Below are 18,112 nucleotides of genomic sequence, written 5' to 3'. Positions count from 1 at the left end.
GAACTTCTTGTGGCCGCGGTGGTGGATGCCGTAGTTGGCGATCCTCATTGGTTGCCGCATCCTGTTCGCGTGATGGGGCGATGTATTACATGGTTCGAGCATGAAATTCGGAAGATATGTCGGAGTGGGACTAGCTTTCGCCTCGCAGGAGTGTGTCTTGCTGTAGGATTACCCCTTGTCACATTCATGCTCGCATCGGTCCTCATCGCTGAGGCCGAACAGTTTGCAGGATGGCTGGGGTCTGCTCTCTCCATCATCCTGGCGTCGATGACTTTGGCTGCGCGTGACCTGTGGGACCATGCCCATGCAGTGGATGGTCCACTCCAGGCCGGAAATCTCTCAGCTGCGCGACGAGCCGTGGGGATGATTGTCGGGAGGGATACGGCTGGGCTGTCCCCATCGGAGGTCGCTCGTGCGACTGTCGAGACCGTCGCAGAAAGTGCGGCAGATGGTGTGGTTGCGCCGCTCCTGTACTTGGCAATAGGTGGTGCTCCCTTAGCATTGGCGTATAAGGCGATCAACACGCTCGATTCTATGATTGGTCATCGCGATCCCCGTTATGCTGATTTTGGATGGGCATCAGCTCGGCTCGATGATCTGGTCAACTGGATCCCCGCTCGACTTGCCGCGACGGCGTTGATTCTTGGCGCCGGTGTGATCACTAGACAACTGGAACCAGTCCGTCTGGGGTGGTGGGTGTTCCGACGGGACGGGGGGAAACATCCCAGTCCCAATAGCGGTAGACCTGAGGCGGCGATGGCCGGCGTGTTGGGCGTGAGACTCGGTGGCATCAATTTCTATGACGGCATTCCACAAGAGCGTCCAATCCTTGGGTCAGAAGGGCGCCTTGTCGAGCCAGGCGACATCCTGTCGGCGACGAGAGTAATGGCGATGGCCGCGGTGCTGGTTGTATTCCTGGCTGTGGGAGTCAGATGGCTCGTATGAAAAAACCTCTGCATGGTGGAAATATCTACCGTGTCGCACGAGAGCTGGGCCGTGATCCAGGCGAGATTATTGATTTCAGCGCGAGTATCAATCCATTGGGCCCTTCTCCTCGCGTTTGGAAAGCCATTGCCGCTTCCAGGCATCTCTTAGACCATTATCCAGACCCGGACTGTTGGGATCTTCGCCGGGCGCTGGCCGCACTCTGGCGGATTGATCCAGCCCAGATTGTTGTCGGGAATGGCTCCACGGAGCTGATTGATGCGTTGCCTCGTGCATTACAGATTCGACGGCTCCTTGTCGTCCAGCCTACATTTTCCGAATATATGGCTGCGATGAGGCGAGCAGGGGGATCTACCACGACACTCTACGCGCATCGACGCGACCACTATGCGATCCCGATCGATCGTATGAGGCAGGTTTTGGAAACAGGACGGAGTGATGGAAAATCCATTGACGCAATGATCCTCTGCAATCCCAACAGTCCAACAGGGCAGGCCTGTACGGTGGAAGGTCTTGTACAACTTGCAAAAGTTGCTCACCGACGCGGTCTGTGGCTGATTATCGACGAATCCTTTGCTGATTATTGTCCTGACCGATCTATCCTTGGGCAAGGGGAGTTGCGGTCGCATGTGATCGTCCTACGCAGCATGACCAAGTTTTATGCGTTGCCCGGACTGCGGGTGGGGTATGCCGTATCGGCACCGGCAACTGCCGGACGACTTCAGCGACAGCTACCGCCTTGGTCGGTGAGTGCGATGGGACAAGTTGCGGCGGTGGCCGCTTTGAAAGATGAGGCTCATGCAAGAAAGAGCTTGAAGTACATGACAGAGGAGCGTGAGCGCTTTCGAATGAAGCTCGCGGCGTTACCTGGCTGTACGGTGATGTCCTCCTATGCGAACTACTGTCTCGTCGAGTTACCTCGTGGTCGAACCGCACGGGACATCACTGAACGCTTACGTGGGAGAGGGGTATTGATTCGAGATTGTTCTTCAGTGCCCGGTGCCACCTCGCGGTCCGTTCGACTCGCCGTTCGAACAAGGATCGAGAATGACCGGCTTATTCGAGAGCTTTCTCCCTTGCTCCTTAACCGGGGTTCGTGATGAAGAAGGCTCCAGCACGGGTCCATACTCGTTATCGTGTCATAGGGCAGACACTGGTGATTGAGCTTGAGGGGCGAAAGCGTGTGCTGTCATCGGCTCCACAAGGGGGAGGGCTCACGGTGGCTTCCTACATCCTCAATCATCAGGTAGAGGCCAATCCCTTGGTCGCGGGAAAACAGTCGATGCCCTTTCGGGAGCCAGGACGCTGTTTGCGGGAGTTGGCCTCTCGGATGGGAATCCATGCATCGACTGTTGGGTTGATGACGGCGGTTCCGATGACTCAAGTAGTGACGGCAAGAGCTGCGTCGGATGGGTTATGGGTGGAGTGTTTTGCCACGGTCGGTGTGACGAATGCCATTCGAGCTGGCGAATGGCCACCTGGAGGCCCTGGTGGCAAGCGATCAACCAAACCTGGGACGATTAACCTCATGCTCATCACAAACGGCAGCCTTTCTCAGTCCGCCATGGTCGGCGCCGTACAAGTTGCGACAGAGGCCAAGAGCGGTGCTCTACGTGATCATCATGTCCTGAGTTGTCAGAGCGGCGCTGCAGCCACTGGGACCGGGACCGATGCGGTGGTGATTGCCTGTTCGCTACGCGGGCAGGGGCCTGTGCATATCTATAGTGGAACACATACCGTCATTGGGGCATTGATAGGGCGAGTCGTGAGCGACTGTGTGACAAATGGTTTGGCAAAGGCTAAAGCCTGGCAGGAGTCACATCAATGACGGCACGAGCTCTTGCTGTGCTTGGAACTGGGTCAGATGTCGGGAAAAGCCTCATCACGGCTGGGATCTGTCGCGTCCTTCATCGTGCAGGCATGCGCGTGGCTCCATTCAAGGCGCAGAACATGTCGCTGAATTCATTCGTGACTCCGGAGGGTGGGGAGATCGGTCGAGCGCAGGCGCTCCAAGCAGAGGCTTGTGGAATTGTCCCGCATGTCGACATGAATCCGATTTTGCTCAAGCCGGAGTCCGACAACCGCTCGCAAGTCATCGTACAGGGATCCGTATGGTCTGCACAGGAAGCGTCGACCTATTATGAGCAGAGACCGCAGCTGTGGTCGATCGTGCAGGACAGCTACAGTCGGCTGGCCAGCCAGTACGAGGTGGTCATGATCGAAGGGGCTGGAAGTGCTGCAGAGATGAATCTTCGAGAGCGGGATCTGGTCAATTGGCCGGTCGTCAGACTGGCCAACGCTCGCGTGCTGTTGGTCGCTGATATTGATCGAGGGGGTGTCTTTGCGCAAGTTCTTGGAACGTTGGACTTATTGGAACCGGACGAGCGGGCCATGGTCTGTGGTGTGGTCATCAATAAGTTTAGAGGAGATGCAAAGCTCTTTGCCGATGGGGTGACCTTCTTGGAGTCTCATAGTGGGATTCCCGTATTGGGTGTCGTGCCGTTTCTCCGAGATCTCATGCTAGACCAGGAAGACAGTCTGGATCGAGAGGCGTGTCGACAGACGGAGTTTTCATCAGAGCGGATCAACATCGCCGTCATTCTGTTGCCCCACATGAGCAACTTTACCGACTTTAATGTCCTAGCGGCTGAAGGTGATGTCGCCTTGCAATATGTTGCTGCTCCGACGGCACTGGATGGAGCTGACATCGTGATCATTCCAGGAAGCAAGACCACACAAGCAGACCTATCTTTTGTATTGGCGCAGGGCTATGCCCCTGCACTTGTGCAGCATGTTGGTCGTCATCGAGAGTTGGTGGGGATCTGCGGTGGTTATCAAATGCTTGGTCGAAGCATTTCTGACCCGTACATGGTCGAACAAGGCGGGTCAAGCTCTGGTCTAGGCTACTTGGATATCAAGACAGAGCTGAGGAAGAAAAAGTGCACCACACAGGTCGAAGCCAATGCGGCTGAGGCCCTGGTGCAAGAACGGAGTCTGGTTCGTGGCTATCAAGTCCATATGGGGTATACCGTACGCATGCAGGAACATCCATGTTTCAGCATGCAGAATGCTGGTACCCCGATGGGGGGAGGCCATTCGCCGACGGCAACAGCGTATACGGATGACGGCGCGATTCGAGAGGATGGTCTGGTGTGGGGCACCTACATCCATGGAGTATTTGATGAGCCGCAATTTCGTCGAGCCTGGCTCAATCGCGCGCGCGTGAGGAAGGGGCTTCCACCACTCGGGATTCATACATCACTTTCAGTCACCGCTCGATTACGCGGAGAACTTGATCGCTGGACGGATCACCTGAGCCAATTTCTTGATCTGTCAGGGCTACTCTCCTGGCTACCTCCTCGCCGCATGATCTCCAAGTAAGTGATCTTTCCCCACCTGCTCCCCTTCTAGGTCCCAGTCGCTGCTGGGCTCGTATGAGTGCTCCCTCCCGAGCGTAAGCTGCCGATATTCACCGATTTCTTGCCAACTGTCCACAAGGCGATACACTGCATGGAAACAGTAGGAATTGACCATAGTTAGGGGTCGAGGGACTCTGGTGTAGGCGGTCACTATGGATAACAAGGAGCCCTATTCCTGTTGAGGTGAGCAGAAGGTGGAGGGTTGAGGCTGCCGCTTCTCACTGACCTATCTAAAGGTGAGGAAGGTTTCACCGATAAGTTCCTCATCAGCCAAGTGAATCGCACGCGTAACCCACAGGGCCATGGATCCTGAGTATGCCGCTTTAACCGGTCTCTTGTGCCGTGATGGGCTCAAAGGGGAGCAGAATATCACCAGTTCCAAGACGGAAGAAAAATGGATCGAGACATCGTGGTTGGAATGAGAGAGGTCTGCCGGTGCGCTAGGTGCTTTCTTCCGCAGAGAGGAACAGTCTCATGAGCAAGATAGTGGTTGTTGATGACTCGCAGGCCGAGCTGCAACTCATTGAGTCATACCTCAAGGCCGCCCATTATACCGTCGTGACCTTTCCGAATACGGAAAAACTTGAAGAGAAAATCCTGACGGAAATGCCTGATCTGATCGTCATGGATGTGGTCATGCCCGGCCGAAACGGATTTCAGGCCTGTCGAGATTTGAAGGGTGATGCCCGTCTTACCCGTATTCCGATCCTCCTTTGTACGTCCAAAGGGCAGGAAAGCGATAAGTTCTGGGGACAACAGCAAGGCGCGAACGGGCATGTGGTCAAACCGTTCAAGCCTGAAGAGCTGCTTTTGGCCGTGAAGCGTGCTCTAAATTAACTCGCTGATGGGGCAAAGGGCTCAACGAAATGCAATTACCATGTGAACTGCCTCGGCTTACCTCCGACGGAGAATCCAAGCACGAAACCCCGACAGGTTCATGGAAAGCTTGTTTGGTAACGCTAGGGGGAGAACTGTTTGCGATCGACCTGCGTCAAGTCCGGGAGGTATTTGAGTTGGACACGATCACCCCCGTGCCTGGGATGCCGCCATCATTGGTTGGCGTCGCCAATGTCCGAGGAACGGTTGTGCCTCTCGCAGATTTGCGCCGCATCTTGGGGGTTTCGCCGTCAACAACGCCACGATATGCGGTCGTGGTACAGCATGATGCTCATCAGATCGGCCTGCTGATTGACGAAGTCCCGGAGATTCGATGGATGTTGCCCGAGGACCGGCTCGATCAGTCAGGAGCGAACCAGACCGGAGAGCGATCTCTGTTGTCAGGTCTGATACGGGTGGAAAATCGAGTGAGTGGGATGTTGGAGATTCCAGCATTGGTCGCGTCGGTGGAAGCAACAACCATGGACGTGAGCCAGTCCGTAAAATCGTGAACGGTTACCCTGAATCGAGTTACCGAGAAGGCTTGAGCGTGTGGAGGAGGGGGTAGGGTATGGCCAGAAATAGCAAGTCAACGGGTCGGCCGTCGCCGTCATGGTTCCAAAACCTCAAGACTCTGCCGAAGCTGATCCTCGGTTTTTCCGCCGTCAGTCTCATCATGATCTCTGTTGGTTTTGTTGGCCTGATGGGGCTTCATACGGTTAAGGGTGAGTTGCAGTCGATCTACAACGGATCGACCTTGGCACTATCAAATGTGGGAATCACCAGTACGAACCTTGGGCTCTATCATAGTGGGTTATTAAACGTAGGACGGCAGGTTGGGAAGACGGAGTTTGATCAGGCGGTCGCGGCGTTGACCGAGCTTAAGAAACAGACAATGATTCCCCTGAATGCGTATCAAACATCTCAGTTGCATGAGTCGGCCAGTGGTCGGAGTGAGAGTAAAGATCTTGCCAGCCTTCACCAGGCGCTGCGTGAATATTTCTCGGCGACAGAGGGCGCGGTGGGTGCATTCGCGGAGAGTTTCAAATCATCACTCGCCGAAGAGCAGAAACAGAGTATGCGCGAACTTGGGCAATTGGCATTGTCTGTTGATGTTGCGAATAAGTACAACGCGGCGACTCTACGGGTTCGGGAGCTCATGACGACGATTCTCGCCGTGGCGAGCGAAATGAACGACAATGGGCAAGCCGAGGCCTCGCATCGGACCAACGTCGTCCTGGCCGGTTCGCTGCTGGCGCTTCTGCTAGCGGCCGTGATCGGATTCTACCTCGCCGGCTCAATCGCACGGAACATCACGCATGTTGCCGATGTCGCTCAACAAGCTGCCGCAGGGAATCTTCAAGCTCGAGCCAGACTTGAGAGCAATGACGAGATCGGCCATCTGGCTAAAGCGTTCAATATCATGCTTGACCGTCTCACGAGCCTGGTTTCGACCGAAGAAGAGCGGGATACCATGCAGAAACGCTTGGTGCAGTTTCTGGTCCTCGTCTCCGACGTGGGGAAGGGAGACTTGACCAAGCGCGGCGAAGTCACGGCAGACATGTTCGGAAATCTGGCAGATGGTTTTAACCTCATGATCCAACGGTTCGCGCAATTGATGAAACAGGTCAGAGAATCGGCCGAACGGGTCAATCGATCAGCCGGTGCATTGCGGGAGAATTCTGGTCAAATGGCCGGTACGGCCAAGCATCAAGCTGACGAATCAATGAAGACGCTCAGTGCGGTGGAACAACTTGCGGTTTCCATGAGGCAAGTTGCAGAAACGGCTGGGGCCTCTTCTGACTCGGCACGCCAAGTCTTGAAAGCCACGGAAGACGGCCGTGTCGCCGTACAGGAAACCGTGCAGGATATGCAACGGATTCGGTCGGCGGTTCAGCGGATGTCCAAGCAGGTCAAGGCGCTCGGCGATCGTTCGTTGGAAATTTCACAGATCGTCTCCACGATTCGTGAAATTGCCAATCAAACCAACTTGCTGGCCCTGAATGCGGCGATCGAAGCGGCGGGGGCAGGCGAAGCTGGTGCTCGATTTGGTGTGGTGGCCGATCAGGTTCGAAAGCTTGCCGAAAGCTCAACGAACGCGACGCGTGAAATCGCGGATCTCGTGAAGGTGATTCAGAGCGAGACGCAGCACGCCGTCGTGGCGATGGAACATGAAACGCAAGCGGTAGAGGCAGGATCGGCCTCAGCCTTGCGGACGGGTGATGTGTTCAAGGAGATTTCAACGATCGCACAACGGTCTGCGGAGCTTGCCCAGAGCATTGCGGCTGCCGCAACTACTCAGACTGTGTCCACCGATCAAGTCGGACGATCGATCAAAGATTTTACCGGAGGCGCCATCGCTACGCAAAAGGCAACCGATTCGGCGCGGGCGACGGTGGAAGATATGGTGAAGCTGGCTGAAGGACTCACGGCTTCGGTGTCGCAATTTAAATTGACCTAATGGATCAGGATCGATCACGTACCCCCTTGTCAGCATAGATGTACACCAATGGGAGCGGAGTCTAATCAATCTGACTTGATTCGAGTCTTCGTCTCCGAAGCATCGGATGGAACCAGGGTATTGGCAGAGGCGTTGCGTGCCAACGGCGAGTTGGTCCCCTCTCCGCACGAATTATACGAACACTACATTGTTGCTCATCGCCTTCGTGGAGCCGCGGCCCTCTATGGCTATGGGGGAGTCTCTCAACTCTCTGCTGAGCTTGAACTCATTCTTGAGCGCGCGAACGACATTGCGCCGAACGACTGGCCAACGGTTGTGCGTGTCATGCGAGAGGTCGTCGCTGGGTTAGCGGTCTTGATCCAAAGGATCGGTCGGGATGGCAGTGAAGATGCGAATGTCGTGACACGCTGCCTTGGATTGTTGGAACAGCTTCAGGTTGTCCCGCCCGCGGTCTCAGTCAGTTTAGACTATGTCCATCCGATTATCGATATTGAGATCCTATCTTACTTTACCCCTGAAGCGGAGGAGTATCTCCAGACGATCGATGACTTGGTTCGAATCCTTCGTGCAACGCGCGATCACGACGATGCCATTTACCGACTCTTTCGTGCCACTCACACCTTGAAAGGGTCGGCCTACACGGTTGGGTTCCAGGTCATTGGAGATATTGCTCGGCCGATGGAAGACGCCATGATTGCGGTAAGAGAAAAGCGGCTGGTGTTGACTGACCGTATGCTTGAGGTGTTCGAACACGCCACTCGAATGGTTCAGTTGCTCTTACGACGTGATCCTCAGGAAGGATACCAACTTCAGCGTGATGTTCCGGTTCTGATCCACCAACTGATGCAGATTTGTGAGGGGGCGGGATCGGCCGGTTCAATGAGCGGAGGACCAACGGTATCTGATGTTCTCCCTCCCAGTCACGTGATACCCGAGCCAGTCGTGAGCGTAGAGGTGCCTCCCGCGGACTTGTCCGACGCCTATTTGCTTCCCGATCTCGATCCAGAAGCTCTCTCGTATTTTGTTCCAGAGGCACAGGAATATCTTGAACTCTTGGAAGCGAATCTTCTCCGTTTGGATAAGGATCCACAGAATCGCGAACTGATCAATCAACTCTTTCGCACCGCCCATACGTTAAAAGGTTCCGCCTATACCGTTGGATTTCAATCGATCGGCGATCTTGTGCATCACGTTGAAGACTTTATGGGAGCTGTGCGCGATGGTCGACTGGTTGTACAGTCTGGTCATACGGACCTCATCCTTCGTTCTGTTGATGTGATGCGGGTGTTGATGCGAAGAGATCTCGGCGCAGTATCGGGCACGAGGCAACGGTTCAACGCGACGCGATCTGATCTCAAGCGGCTCGACCAAGAGACTTCTGGCGACGTAACGCCGGCAGGTCCATTTGCTGAGACCTCACGGGACTCCGCTGCAGCGGCGATCTCGACATCGGAGACTGTCGAGAAGGACAAGCCGACAGAGGCGAAGTCTTTGGAAGATCGAGAAGTCATTCGTGTCAGTTATGGACGGCTCGAGCGACTCATGAATCTTGTGGGAGAATTGGTGATTGGGCGAGGTCGATTGGAACAACGACTGCGAGTCCTCGAGCAACTGTCACAGCAAGTCTTGGTCTTCAAGTCTCGATTGGTCGATTCCGTTCAATCCTTTTCCGATAAGCATACGTTTACCTATCAAGAGACGCCCAACACCGCGACGGCGGTTCCGAGCCATGGAGCGGCGGCATTCGGTGATTTCGGCAGCCTTGAACTTGATAAGTATGACGATTTTAATATTTTGGCACGGCGTATTAGTGAAGTGACCGCCGATATCAGTGAGTCATTGGCGCAGCTGGATGGCTCGATTCACCGAGCGCACGATGATATGAGCCAGTTGCAGCAATTGACGCTCCTGATGCGAGACGAAATTGCCCATGCTCGTATGGTTCCGATTGGGACCCCATTTACACGATTTCGTCGTGCGATTCGGGAGATTGCGCGTGCCTCAAACAAGGAAGTGATGTTAGTGACGTCAGGGGAGCAGACGGAAGTTGACACAGGCGTTGTGGAACGTTTGGTGGATCCTCTCGTCCATTTGGTGCGTAACGCCGTCTACCATGGCATCGAACCGGCCACCGATCGCGTGGCCAAGGGCAAGCCGTCAGTCGGTACCATCCACTTGCACGCCGCGCATCGCGGCAATTCAATGATCATTGAGGTGGAAGACGATGGAGCTGGATTAGACTTGGCCAAAATACGGGCTAAGGTTGTCAAGCTAGGATTGGCCGGCTCACAACAGATCGACACCATCCCCGATGCTGAGATTCTACAATCTATTTTTCTTCCAGGGTTTTCAACGGCTGAGAAGGTTGGCGATCAGGCTGGACGTGGAGTGGGGCTTGACGTCGTGAAGCGGGCCATCGAGGGAATGAACGGCCACATTGCCGTAGAGTCCGAACCCGGTGTGGGAACTAAATTTACTCTGAGCCTTCCGGTCACGCTCCTGATAGCTACGGCCTTGATTGTACGGTCCGGTGCTGAACGATATGCCATCCCGCTACTCAATATCCAGGAAGTGACCATGCCAACGGCATCGTCATGGAGAGCGGAGGGTGAGCGTACGCTTTTGCAGGTCGGTGAACAAGTCATTGAGGTGCAGTCGTTACAGCATGTGCTTCGGAAAGAGTGCTTCAGCGTCACCGGAACGATGCCGGTTGTCATCGTACGTACAGCCGGAGGCCTGATGGGGTTGGCCGTCGATGAGTTATTGGGCCGACAAGAAATCGTCATTAAATCGTTGGGGCAACTAAAGCCGCTTATGCAGTCGTTTTTCGGGGGAGCGACGATCGATCCGGAAGGGCGGGTCATTTTAGTGGTCGATCCAACGCGGCTGGTTGGACGAGACAGCAAGGAGTTACGTGTACAGGCCGTCGTGTCCAAAAGCCAGCTTCGGCCACAACAAGTGGTTCCTGATCAGGTAACCTCTCCGGAGCATCAGGACGTCCGCCTGTTATTGGTCGACGATTCCCTGAGCATTAGGAAGTTTGTCGGGAAAATGTTGGAGTCAGCGGGATATCAGGTTGATACGGCTGTCGACGGAGAAGACGGACTCCGGAAGGCATCGGCCACCCCGTACAGCATGATTTTGACCGACCTTGAAATGCCAAAAATGAATGGATTCGAGGTCATTCAAGCCTTACGACGACGCCCGGAAACCCGTGATACCCCCGTGGTGGTCATGACGACGAGGGCCGGCGACAAACATCGACAGATGGCGATCAATATTGGCGCAAATTCCTATATCGCCAAGCCCGTTGAGGAGCGGATGTTGCTTCACGAAGTCGAGCGGTGGGTGGGACGAGCACGAACGCTTAGCAAGTAAACGTGCGGAAAGCTTTGGATTGATTGACGAAATCTGAATTGTTGCGGACAATGGATCGGAAGGCGGTGTTATGGCTGCTTCGGAGAAGAAAGAGGCGCGAGTGACATCCGCTTCTACGTCTCCGCTGTGTTTTATCATCACAACGATTGGTGAAAGATATTTTGGATTCGAGGCTGAATACCTTCTAGGGGTACGAACCAGGGAGAATGGGGAGTTCCCTCAAGATCAAGTTGTGCAGGGGATAGCCGATCAAGTGGTCAACCTGGCCGTGCGGCTTAATGTGGCGACCGAGGATCAATGGGGTAGGACTGAAGAAGTACTCCTTGGAGCTGGGAAGTGCCGAGGTTGCGTGCTTGTTCAGAAGATCCATGGCAGCCTTGAGGTTCATAAGTCTCAGCTTCTTCCTCTTCCTCCCCAGTTCTGTGGACCGGAGCGAGGGTGGTATCGAGGGATGATTCTCTTTGACCATAGTGTGGTGCTCGTGCTGAACACAGCATGGGTACTGGAAGAACAGCTCGATGGAGTGATGTCAAAGGCTGAGTCGCAGGGAACGGAATCCTCTGTGGCTCTGCAAGGACAGATTCAGAGTAAGAGCCAAGCATGCTGAGAACGAATGGCCGTTCTCAGCACCCTGAAACACCTCGATCATGGCATCTCTTAGTATTTTCTGTGGGAGGAAGACGGCTAGCGATCAAGACTTTGGATGTTGGGGGTATCTCTCAATGGCATGAGTCGATCCCAGTATCCGGTCGAACTCCTTTTGTCTCAGCCGTTGTTCGGCTCAACCAGATCGTCCTCCCGGTCTTTGATCTGGCTGCAGTGCTCCAACGCACAGTGCAGGGAAAGAGTTTCTTGTGTCTGAGGGTGAAACATTCATTGGGCGATATGGCGATCTGTATCGATGAAGAGATTCCGATTCTACAGACGCTTGATCTCTCGCTGATTCATCCCTACCGTGACAGAGATGTGCCAGCCGAAAGCAGCTATGCTCATGGTCAGGAAGAAGTTCCGATTCTTGCGGTGTCTAGATTAGGAATGGGTTCGTGGTGATGCCCGTTGATCGCGGGATGAAGGAAAGGTGCGAGTATGCCGAAGATCCTAATTGCGGATGACAGCATTGCAGTGCGAAAAGTGGCGGAGCGACTGCTAACGGAGGCTGGTTTTACCGTCGCACTTGCCGCCAACGGAGAAGAGGCGCTCGCTTATCTTGCAAAGGAACAACCCGATGTGGTGGTGTCAGATGTCATCATGCCGGACAAGAGCGGGTATGAAGTGTGCACCTTTGTCCGCGGACAGGCCGCGCTTGCCACGACACCTGTCCTTCTAATTTCTGGCATCGTCAATGATGAAGTGACGAAACAGGCGGAGTCTTGTCGAGCCGATGGGGTCTTGAAGAAGCCGTTCCAAGGCACCTCTCTCAAAGATCGAGTCTTTGAGCTTCTCGCACGAAAACAGGAGTCAGCACCGGCTACCGTTAGTCCATCACCGACCATTCCAGGGTCTGCGGCAGAGAGCATCCTCCCTGTGTCGGGCCAGCCGTCGCAGCGTGGCCCCCAGGAGGCAACTCAGGTCAGCGAGTTGGAACGACAGCTCCAAGCTGAGCGTACTCGTTCCGCGGAGCTAACCGACCGGTTAGCCGTGTCCACGGCACAGCTGACTCGGGCGAAAGAAATCGAATCGCAACTGACGATCGAACGTCAGCGAGTGAGCGATTTGCAGCAAACGGTGACGACACTTGAGCGGCAGGCTGCAAGAATCCCTGAGTTGGAAGCCGCATTCAAGTCAGAACAAGATGTCGTCAACTCACTGAAGCAGGCCTTGTTGAATTCACAGGCGACTTCGAGCCGAGTGGCGGAATTAGAGTCATCTTTGGAAGCTGAACGGGCTGCTGCCGAACAACTTGTTCAACAGCTTGCCGAATTAGAAGGGCTTTCAGCAAAGGTGAAGGATACGGAGGCGCGCCGGGCAACTGACCAGCAGCAGATCGTGGACCTTCAGCATGTACGTGCGTCGCTTCAAGCCGAGCTCTTGACCCACCAGAAGCAAGAGACCGAAACAGCCGAGCGAATACAAGAATTCGAACGCGTGGCTGCGAGAGTCCCGGAGTTGGAGGGACTTCTCGTCTCGGAACGTGAACGCAATGGAGTGCTGACGCAACGGGTGCTGGAAGCGGAACAGTCTGCCGAGAGTGCGAGCAAACGATTTGAGGAACTAGTGAGAAAGTTAGGGGAAATCGCTGGGTTGGCATCTCAGCTTGGAAGTGGCAAAGGATAGCATAGGCTGGGTCTCTGGAGCTCATTTGTGACCGGGGTCGTGCTGAAGGATCAACGCGCATGCCTGTTGAAACGGAAGATGGGTTTCAGAAGGAACTAGTTGAGCTCTTTGTGCAAGAGGCCCACGAATGGCTTCAGCAGATCCATGTCGCACTTGATGAACTGCAACAGGCACCGGAATCCGGCAGGCATCGGTCGTTAGCTCAGACGATTAAGGTCGGTATCAGCAATCTTGGTGGATCGGCCGCAACGGTCAATCTTACAGATGTCGAGCGAGCGAGTTTCTCCGCACTTCCATTTGTCGAAGCGTTACAGGATCCATCTGTTCAAATTTCGTCCGACGACTTCCTTGCCTTGTGTAAACAGTTGGGGCATATTCATGGGGCCCTGACTCGGGTGACCGGAGAGACGTTCGAGGCAGCGCCTCCGCAGACTGCTGAGAACGGTATGCCCGCGACGATCCAGGCCGAGGAGTTATTGACTCTCCTTCATGAGCTTCAGGTCAAATCAGGCTCGGTAGGCACAATCCCGCGGAATCTTATCCAGACCATTCAGGCTCAAGCCGAAGCGCTCATCCAACGTGGTACCGGGCAGTATCAGCTCGATTCAGTTCGAGAATTCCTCGATCGTTCGACCGAGGGAGATCAAGGGTTCCTCACGCTTGTTCAACAGCACGAGGGGCATCTGACAGGTACTCTCCAGGCACTCATATCGAGCGGTACCGCGACGGGAGCATCTACAACGGATCTACACATGGCTGTGGAGCGCGTCGCTCAGTTGTGGTCGGCTGCACAACAAGTGAATGCTTCACACGCCATGACATTCTTCATGGGGCTGCATAGTTTTCTTACCATTGTGTCGCAACAACGGGTCAGCATCTCAGGGCAGAGTATTGCGGCTGTCCAATCGCGTTTGGTCCAGTGCATGAAAGCTATCGAAGAATGGGTGGAAAGTGGGAGAGTGGAACGGCTAGCCATCGAAGGCGTTCTATTCCGCTGAACTGCAAATTCTGTGATTGTTTTGGTTATGTGCCCTGATGGCAATGTGAGGTTCCGTCAGGTTCTGTTGGTGATCGAGAAGGCCGTGTGAGTGCGAACGTCGACTATTCTCATTCACCCATGTTGCAGGATCTCAACTCTGAGTATTATGTTCACCGAGGCAATTCATAACGGGAGCTCACGTCGGTATGACAGTGGGGGGGCCGTAATCCAAGAGAGCACGTCAATGTTGGTAGAGTTGATTACACGCAGTGGCGATAGAGAAAATCGCTCCCACGATGCCGAGGTATGTTCGTGACAACGTGGTACGAAAGAGCGATGCAGACCTTAGACGAAACGGCGGTTGCCGTCCAGGGACGGCAAAATATTCCTTTGCGAGGTCTTAAAGCGCTTGCTTCGGATATCGTGGCGTCACTCCATGAGACGGATGAGCTTGTAGTCGAAGCGCTGTCTGGACCACCAGGTCCGCCGCTGCTGACCAATCTCCTGAATGTTTCCATCCTAGGGACACGCGTTGGGATTGGATTAGGGTACTATGGGGACGAGCTGTGTCGACTCGCACTTGCCGGACTTGTTCATGATATCGGGTTATTTGCGGTACCTTCAGGATTGCTGACCAAGAGTGGAAGACTCACGCCAGAGGAACGGGCGCTGATTGAACAACATCCGGAACGTGGGGTTGAGATCATTCTCGCGTGTGATCCCGCCTTACAGTGGTTGGCACAAGTGACATGTCAGGCGCATGAGCGATGGAACGGACAGGGGTATCCCCATCGCCTCAAGGGAAGACAGATCCATGAAATGGCCCAGATCTGTGGAGTGGTCGATGTATTTGACGCTTTGGTCAGTGAGCGTCCCTATCGCACCAGGCTCTTCCCGCATGAAGCCGTGAGGGAACTGCTTGTGGCTGAACGGGCCGCCTTTCCCCGAGAGATTCTTAAGGCTCTGGTTGAGCAGTTGTCGGTGTATCCGCTTGGAACCACGGTTCGGCTCACCACCGGGGCTGTGGGAGTCGTGGTGAAGATCAACAGTCGCTATCCTCTTCGTCCCGTCGTGAAGGTGACAGGCGAAGAACGAGGAGATAACGCGCAATCTCATGAGCTGGATTTGAGCCAAACTCCGTTGATCTCGGTTATTGAAACCGTAAAACCGCCTGTCGCAGGTCATGCTCAGGTGGGAACGGTGTTGTCGATGCCGCCGAAGTCTTCTTCAACGATTGGTGTTTCGGATCATTTCACCTCGTTACTTGAGAGTCTTGATGCCATCGCATCAAGTCTTCAGGCGGTTGTTGAAACTAAAAAACATCGGTTTTAATCAAGCAGTAATCTGCTCTTTTCTCGGTGCTGGTTGATCCCTCGCTCTGTCCGAGCCTGGTTGTCCTTCGAATTTCCCTTCCTCCGCGGAGTACGAAATCCGTCATGGCATGGGTCGCTTGTCAGATCGATATGAGGTCGCATTGTGTGTCGCCAAGGTTGATTCAGAAAGGCAGGATGAGAATACATCAATAATCTCAATGGTATAGATAAATTTCTCCATGATGTCTGAATAGAAGGAGAGAGGTCATAGTGGAGAGATCCCCACTTTTCTGGGAAGCAGGAGATCGTTATAATGCTCTTCCACTGATCAGTTCTCTCTTGAACTAGAAAGGCAATTGCGTGCCAAAACTTATTACGGTGAATCACCCGCAGCATACGATGCAGCAGGCGCTCGAGTATGTGAAGACGTATATTCTATTTCCATCCGGCTTTCTCGGTCTGGTCTGTCTAGTTGGGAGTGTTGGGGGGCTTGGCTATCAGTTGCTCGGGACTGAGAGTTATACCTGGGATACCTTTTATCAAAGCTCAGGTCTATTTTTGTCCGGGATAGGTCTCGGAGCGGCACAAACCCTGTATCAGCGGTATCTTCTCCGAGAGTTTCCGGAGGTTCTGGCCGCACGGATGCGGGATGGTTTGAACAGACAGAAGGGCAAGCTCAAGAAACAATCCGTAGCCCCGGACATTGAACACTCAGGACGTCAACTGATTCCCCTGGCCTACGGTCTGGGTATCCTGTTGCTTGTGGGAAGCGCCGTTGCCGCGTTTTCGTATGGCCATGTGCACATGATTCCAGCCATTCTCATGCCATGGGCGGGATTCTATTGGGCCAAGATGTTCCTCTGGCGGCGAGTGATCACCGTTGCAAAGTCATGAGGGATGGATCGTCAAGCACGACGCTTCTTTTTTCCGGATGTTCGTCGTGCTGCTGTCTGGGCTTGGCGCTCCAGAGTGGTGACACGCTCTTCTAGTTTACGGACCATCTCTCGTGTTTCAGGAAGCTGAAAGATCCCACCCTGGATCCTGAGAGCCTTGTCTCGTGGCATCGCGGGGATGCCACCGACGATTTGATTGGGCTCGATACTGCGATTGACTCCCGATTTGGCCGCGATCATTACCTGATCACCAATTGTGAGGTGATCGGCAAGTCCCGCCTGACCACCGATCATGACGTACCGGCCGATGGTCGTACTTCCGGCGATACCTACCTGCGCGACCAGAATGCAGTGCTCTCCGACGGTGACATTGTGAGCAATTTGGACCAAATTATCGACTTTGGTTCCCTGTTTGATCAGGGTATGGCCCAACGTGGCGCGATCAATCGTCACATTTGCGCCGAGTTCCACATCGTCTTCAATGATGACGCCGCCGAGTTGCGGGACCTTATGGTGCCGGCCCTGATGTTGGACATAGCCGAACCCATCAGCCCCGATGACCGTGCAGCTATGGACGATCACGCGAGCGCCAAGGGAACAACCTTCCCGGACTACAACATTGGGATAGAGCACGCAATCATCCCCGATCGTTGAATCTGATCCAACAAAGACTCCCGGGTAGAGAGTCACGCGGTTCCCAATCGTGACGCGGTCGCCGAGCGTCACAAACGGCCAAATAGACGGGTCGGATCCGATTCGTACATCAGTCCCTTGCATGACATGGTCGTCAATGCCTCTGGGAGGCGGGGTCTGGACAAAAAACGTTTGTGCAACGCGCGCGAAGGCCAACAAGGGATTGTCGACCACGATTTGGGGTGTGGTCAGATCCGGCTGATATCGATGGATCAGAAGGGCCGCAACCTGCACGTTCCCAGCAGCCTTGGCTATTTTATCGTTAGTCACGAAGGACAAGGCACAGGAGTTGGCTTGGCTGAGGCTGGTCAGCGCAGAGACCTGCGTCTGGAGGTCACCGTGAACGGTGCCGCCAACGACTTCGTGGATTTGGGCGAGCGTAAGTGGGGTAGGGAGTTGAGGCTTGCTCATCGTGTTGCACCCTTCTTCTTGGTCTTTGAGACCACCGACGACGTCGCCTTGGGCTTCTTCGAGGAGGCAGGTTTGGATTTTGGAGGCGAGGGCTTCTTTGAAGCCGATCGCGACAGGGGTGCCTTCTTCGAGGCAGGTTTTTTCGATGTAGCCTTGGAGGGTGTTGCTGGCTTGAGTGATTCCGATTTAGCATTCGACGGCTGTGCAGCGAGCTGCCGTTGGACGTAGGCAGCCACGGATCCGACGGTACTGAGCCCTGGAAGATCTTGATCGGGAATTTGAAGTTTAAACCGTTCTTCGATCTCGAACAGTAATTCGATGACGGCGACTGAGTCGAGTCCGAGATCATCGCGGAGGTGGTGGCTCTCCGTAATGGACGCAGGGTCTCGTTTCAGGTAGGTGGCCAAGGCATGCACGATTTTCTCTGTGATCGCAGGGTCGATCCGCTCAGTCATTATGAGTACTCCTTC

Annotated in this window: 16 protein-coding genes; 14 read left to right on the top strand and 2 right to left on the bottom strand. The window is 54.5% G+C overall.

Annotated elements, in window-relative coordinates; translation table 11 throughout:
• The first annotated feature begins 9 nt into the window (after nt 1-9).
• From cbiB to COMA1_RS13390, 14 genes are all read left to right on the top strand, one after another.
• The gene (gene cbiB / locus COMA1_RS13460) at nt 10-945 is read left to right on the top strand and encodes an adenosylcobinamide-phosphate synthase CbiB (RefSeq protein ID WP_218055385.1); all 936 of its coding nucleotides are present in this window, start codon (nt 10-12) and stop codon (nt 943-945) included.
• On the top strand, nt 942-2,045 hold the full coding sequence (gene cobD, locus COMA1_RS13455; RefSeq protein WP_176698051.1) for a threonine-phosphate decarboxylase CobD: 1,104 nt from the start codon (nt 942-944) through the stop codon (nt 2,043-2,045). The genes cbiB and cobD overlap by 4 nt, the downstream gene beginning before the upstream one ends.
• The gene (locus tag COMA1_RS13450; protein ID WP_090749371.1) at nt 2,045-2,773 is read left to right on the top strand and encodes an adenosylcobinamide amidohydrolase; all 729 of its coding nucleotides are present in this window, start codon (nt 2,045-2,047) and stop codon (nt 2,771-2,773) included. The genes cobD and COMA1_RS13450 overlap by 1 nt, the downstream gene beginning before the upstream one ends.
• Entirely contained in the window at nt 2,770-4,326 is a 1,557-nt protein-coding gene (locus tag COMA1_RS13445) for a cobyric acid synthase (protein ID WP_090749368.1), read from the top strand. Before COMA1_RS13450 ends, COMA1_RS13445 begins: the two co-directional genes overlap by 4 nt.
• 512 nt (nt 4,327-4,838) lie before the next feature.
• Complete coding sequence (locus COMA1_RS13440) at nt 4,839-5,201, top strand: response regulator transcription factor (protein ID WP_090749366.1); 363 nt, start codon at nt 4,839-4,841, stop codon at nt 5,199-5,201.
• Nucleotides 5,202-5,314: 113 nt separating this feature from the next.
• Nucleotides 5,315-5,752 (top strand): chemotaxis protein CheW, encoded by a 438-nt coding sequence (locus COMA1_RS13435; RefSeq protein ID WP_176698050.1) that lies wholly within the window; start codon nt 5,315-5,317, stop codon nt 5,750-5,752.
• A 59-nt stretch (nt 5,753-5,811) separates the two neighbouring features.
• Complete coding sequence (locus COMA1_RS13430) at nt 5,812-7,701, top strand: methyl-accepting chemotaxis protein (RefSeq protein WP_090749362.1); 1,890 nt, start codon at nt 5,812-5,814, stop codon at nt 7,699-7,701.
• A gap of 48 nt (nt 7,702-7,749) precedes the next feature.
• On the top strand, nt 7,750-11,079 hold the full coding sequence (locus COMA1_RS13425) for an Hpt domain-containing protein (RefSeq protein WP_090749360.1): 3,330 nt from the start codon (nt 7,750-7,752) through the stop codon (nt 11,077-11,079).
• A 70-nt stretch (nt 11,080-11,149) separates the two neighbouring features.
• A complete protein-coding gene (locus COMA1_RS13420; protein ID WP_090749358.1) occupies nt 11,150-11,686 on the top strand; it encodes a hypothetical protein in 537 nt (178 codons plus the stop codon).
• Nucleotides 11,680-12,129: a chemotaxis protein CheW gene (locus COMA1_RS13415; protein WP_090749356.1), complete on the top strand. Its 450-nt coding sequence runs from the start codon at nt 11,680-11,682 to the stop codon at nt 12,127-12,129. The genes COMA1_RS13420 and COMA1_RS13415 overlap by 7 nt, the downstream gene beginning before the upstream one ends.
• Before the next feature lie 36 nt (nt 12,130-12,165).
• Complete coding sequence (locus COMA1_RS13410; RefSeq protein ID WP_090749355.1) at nt 12,166-13,353, top strand: response regulator; 1,188 nt, start codon at nt 12,166-12,168, stop codon at nt 13,351-13,353.
• A gap of 59 nt (nt 13,354-13,412) precedes the next feature.
• Complete coding sequence (locus tag COMA1_RS13405) at nt 13,413-14,351, top strand: hypothetical protein (RefSeq protein ID WP_090749353.1); 939 nt, start codon at nt 13,413-13,415, stop codon at nt 14,349-14,351.
• Between the two features lie 317 nt (nt 14,352-14,668).
• Entirely contained in the window at nt 14,669-15,664 is a 996-nt protein-coding gene (locus COMA1_RS13400) for an HD-GYP domain-containing protein (RefSeq protein WP_176698049.1), read from the top strand.
• A gap of 341 nt (nt 15,665-16,005) precedes the next feature.
• On the top strand, nt 16,006-16,539 hold the full coding sequence (locus COMA1_RS13390) for a hypothetical protein (protein WP_090749348.1): 534 nt from the start codon (nt 16,006-16,008) through the stop codon (nt 16,537-16,539).
• A gap of 11 nt (nt 16,540-16,550) precedes the next feature.
• Here COMA1_RS13390 and lpxD read toward each other — a convergent pair whose 3' ends face one another.
• Entirely contained in the window at nt 16,551-17,642 is a 1,092-nt protein-coding gene (gene lpxD / locus COMA1_RS13385) for a UDP-3-O-(3-hydroxymyristoyl)glucosamine N-acyltransferase (protein ID WP_090749347.1), read from the bottom strand.
• Nucleotides 17,639-18,097, bottom strand: a complete 459-nt coding sequence (locus COMA1_RS13380; RefSeq protein WP_176698048.1) for an acyl carrier protein — start codon at nt 18,095-18,097, stop codon at nt 17,639-17,641. The genes lpxD and COMA1_RS13380 overlap by 4 nt, the downstream gene beginning before the upstream one ends.
• Nucleotides 18,098-18,112: the final 15 nt, after the last annotated feature.

This window comes from Candidatus Nitrospira nitrosa, from assembly GCF_001458735.1.
In the GTDB taxonomy this organism is placed as follows: Bacteria; Nitrospirota; Nitrospiria; order Nitrospirales; family Nitrospiraceae; genus Nitrospira_D; species Nitrospira_D nitrosa.
The sequence above is the reverse complement of the archived record's forward strand: the minus strand, read 5'-3'. Positions and strand labels throughout refer to the sequence as shown.

Coding starts and splice junctions, on each gene's coding strand:
- COMA1_RS13415 (WP_090749356.1), top strand. CDS start 11,680: ATGCTGAGAACGAATGGCCGTTCTCAGCACCCTGAAACACCTCGATCA.
- COMA1_RS13450 (WP_090749371.1), top strand. CDS start 2,045: ATGAAGAAGGCTCCAGCACGGGTCCATACTCGTTATCGTGTCATAGGG.
- COMA1_RS13380 (WP_176698048.1), bottom strand. CDS start 18,097: ATGACTGAGCGGATCGACCCTGCGATCACAGAGAAAATCGTGCATGCC.
- COMA1_RS13440 (WP_090749366.1), top strand. CDS start 4,839: ATGAGCAAGATAGTGGTTGTTGATGACTCGCAGGCCGAGCTGCAACTC.
- COMA1_RS13420 (WP_090749358.1), top strand. CDS start 11,150: ATGGCTGCTTCGGAGAAGAAAGAGGCGCGAGTGACATCCGCTTCTACG.
- lpxD (WP_090749347.1), bottom strand. CDS start 17,642: ATGAGCAAGCCTCAACTCCCTACCCCACTTACGCTCGCCCAAATCCAC.
- COMA1_RS13410 (WP_090749355.1), top strand. CDS start 12,166: ATGCCGAAGATCCTAATTGCGGATGACAGCATTGCAGTGCGAAAAGTG.
- COMA1_RS13405 (WP_090749353.1), top strand. CDS start 13,413: ATGCCTGTTGAAACGGAAGATGGGTTTCAGAAGGAACTAGTTGAGCTC.
- COMA1_RS13430 (WP_090749362.1), top strand. CDS start 5,812: ATGGCCAGAAATAGCAAGTCAACGGGTCGGCCGTCGCCGTCATGGTTC.
- COMA1_RS13425 (WP_090749360.1), top strand. CDS start 7,750: ATGGGAGCGGAGTCTAATCAATCTGACTTGATTCGAGTCTTCGTCTCC.
- COMA1_RS13400 (WP_176698049.1), top strand. CDS start 14,669: ATGCAGACCTTAGACGAAACGGCGGTTGCCGTCCAGGGACGGCAAAAT.
- cobD (WP_176698051.1), top strand. CDS start 942: ATGAAAAAACCTCTGCATGGTGGAAATATCTACCGTGTCGCACGAGAG.
- COMA1_RS13445 (WP_090749368.1), top strand. CDS start 2,770: ATGACGGCACGAGCTCTTGCTGTGCTTGGAACTGGGTCAGATGTCGGG.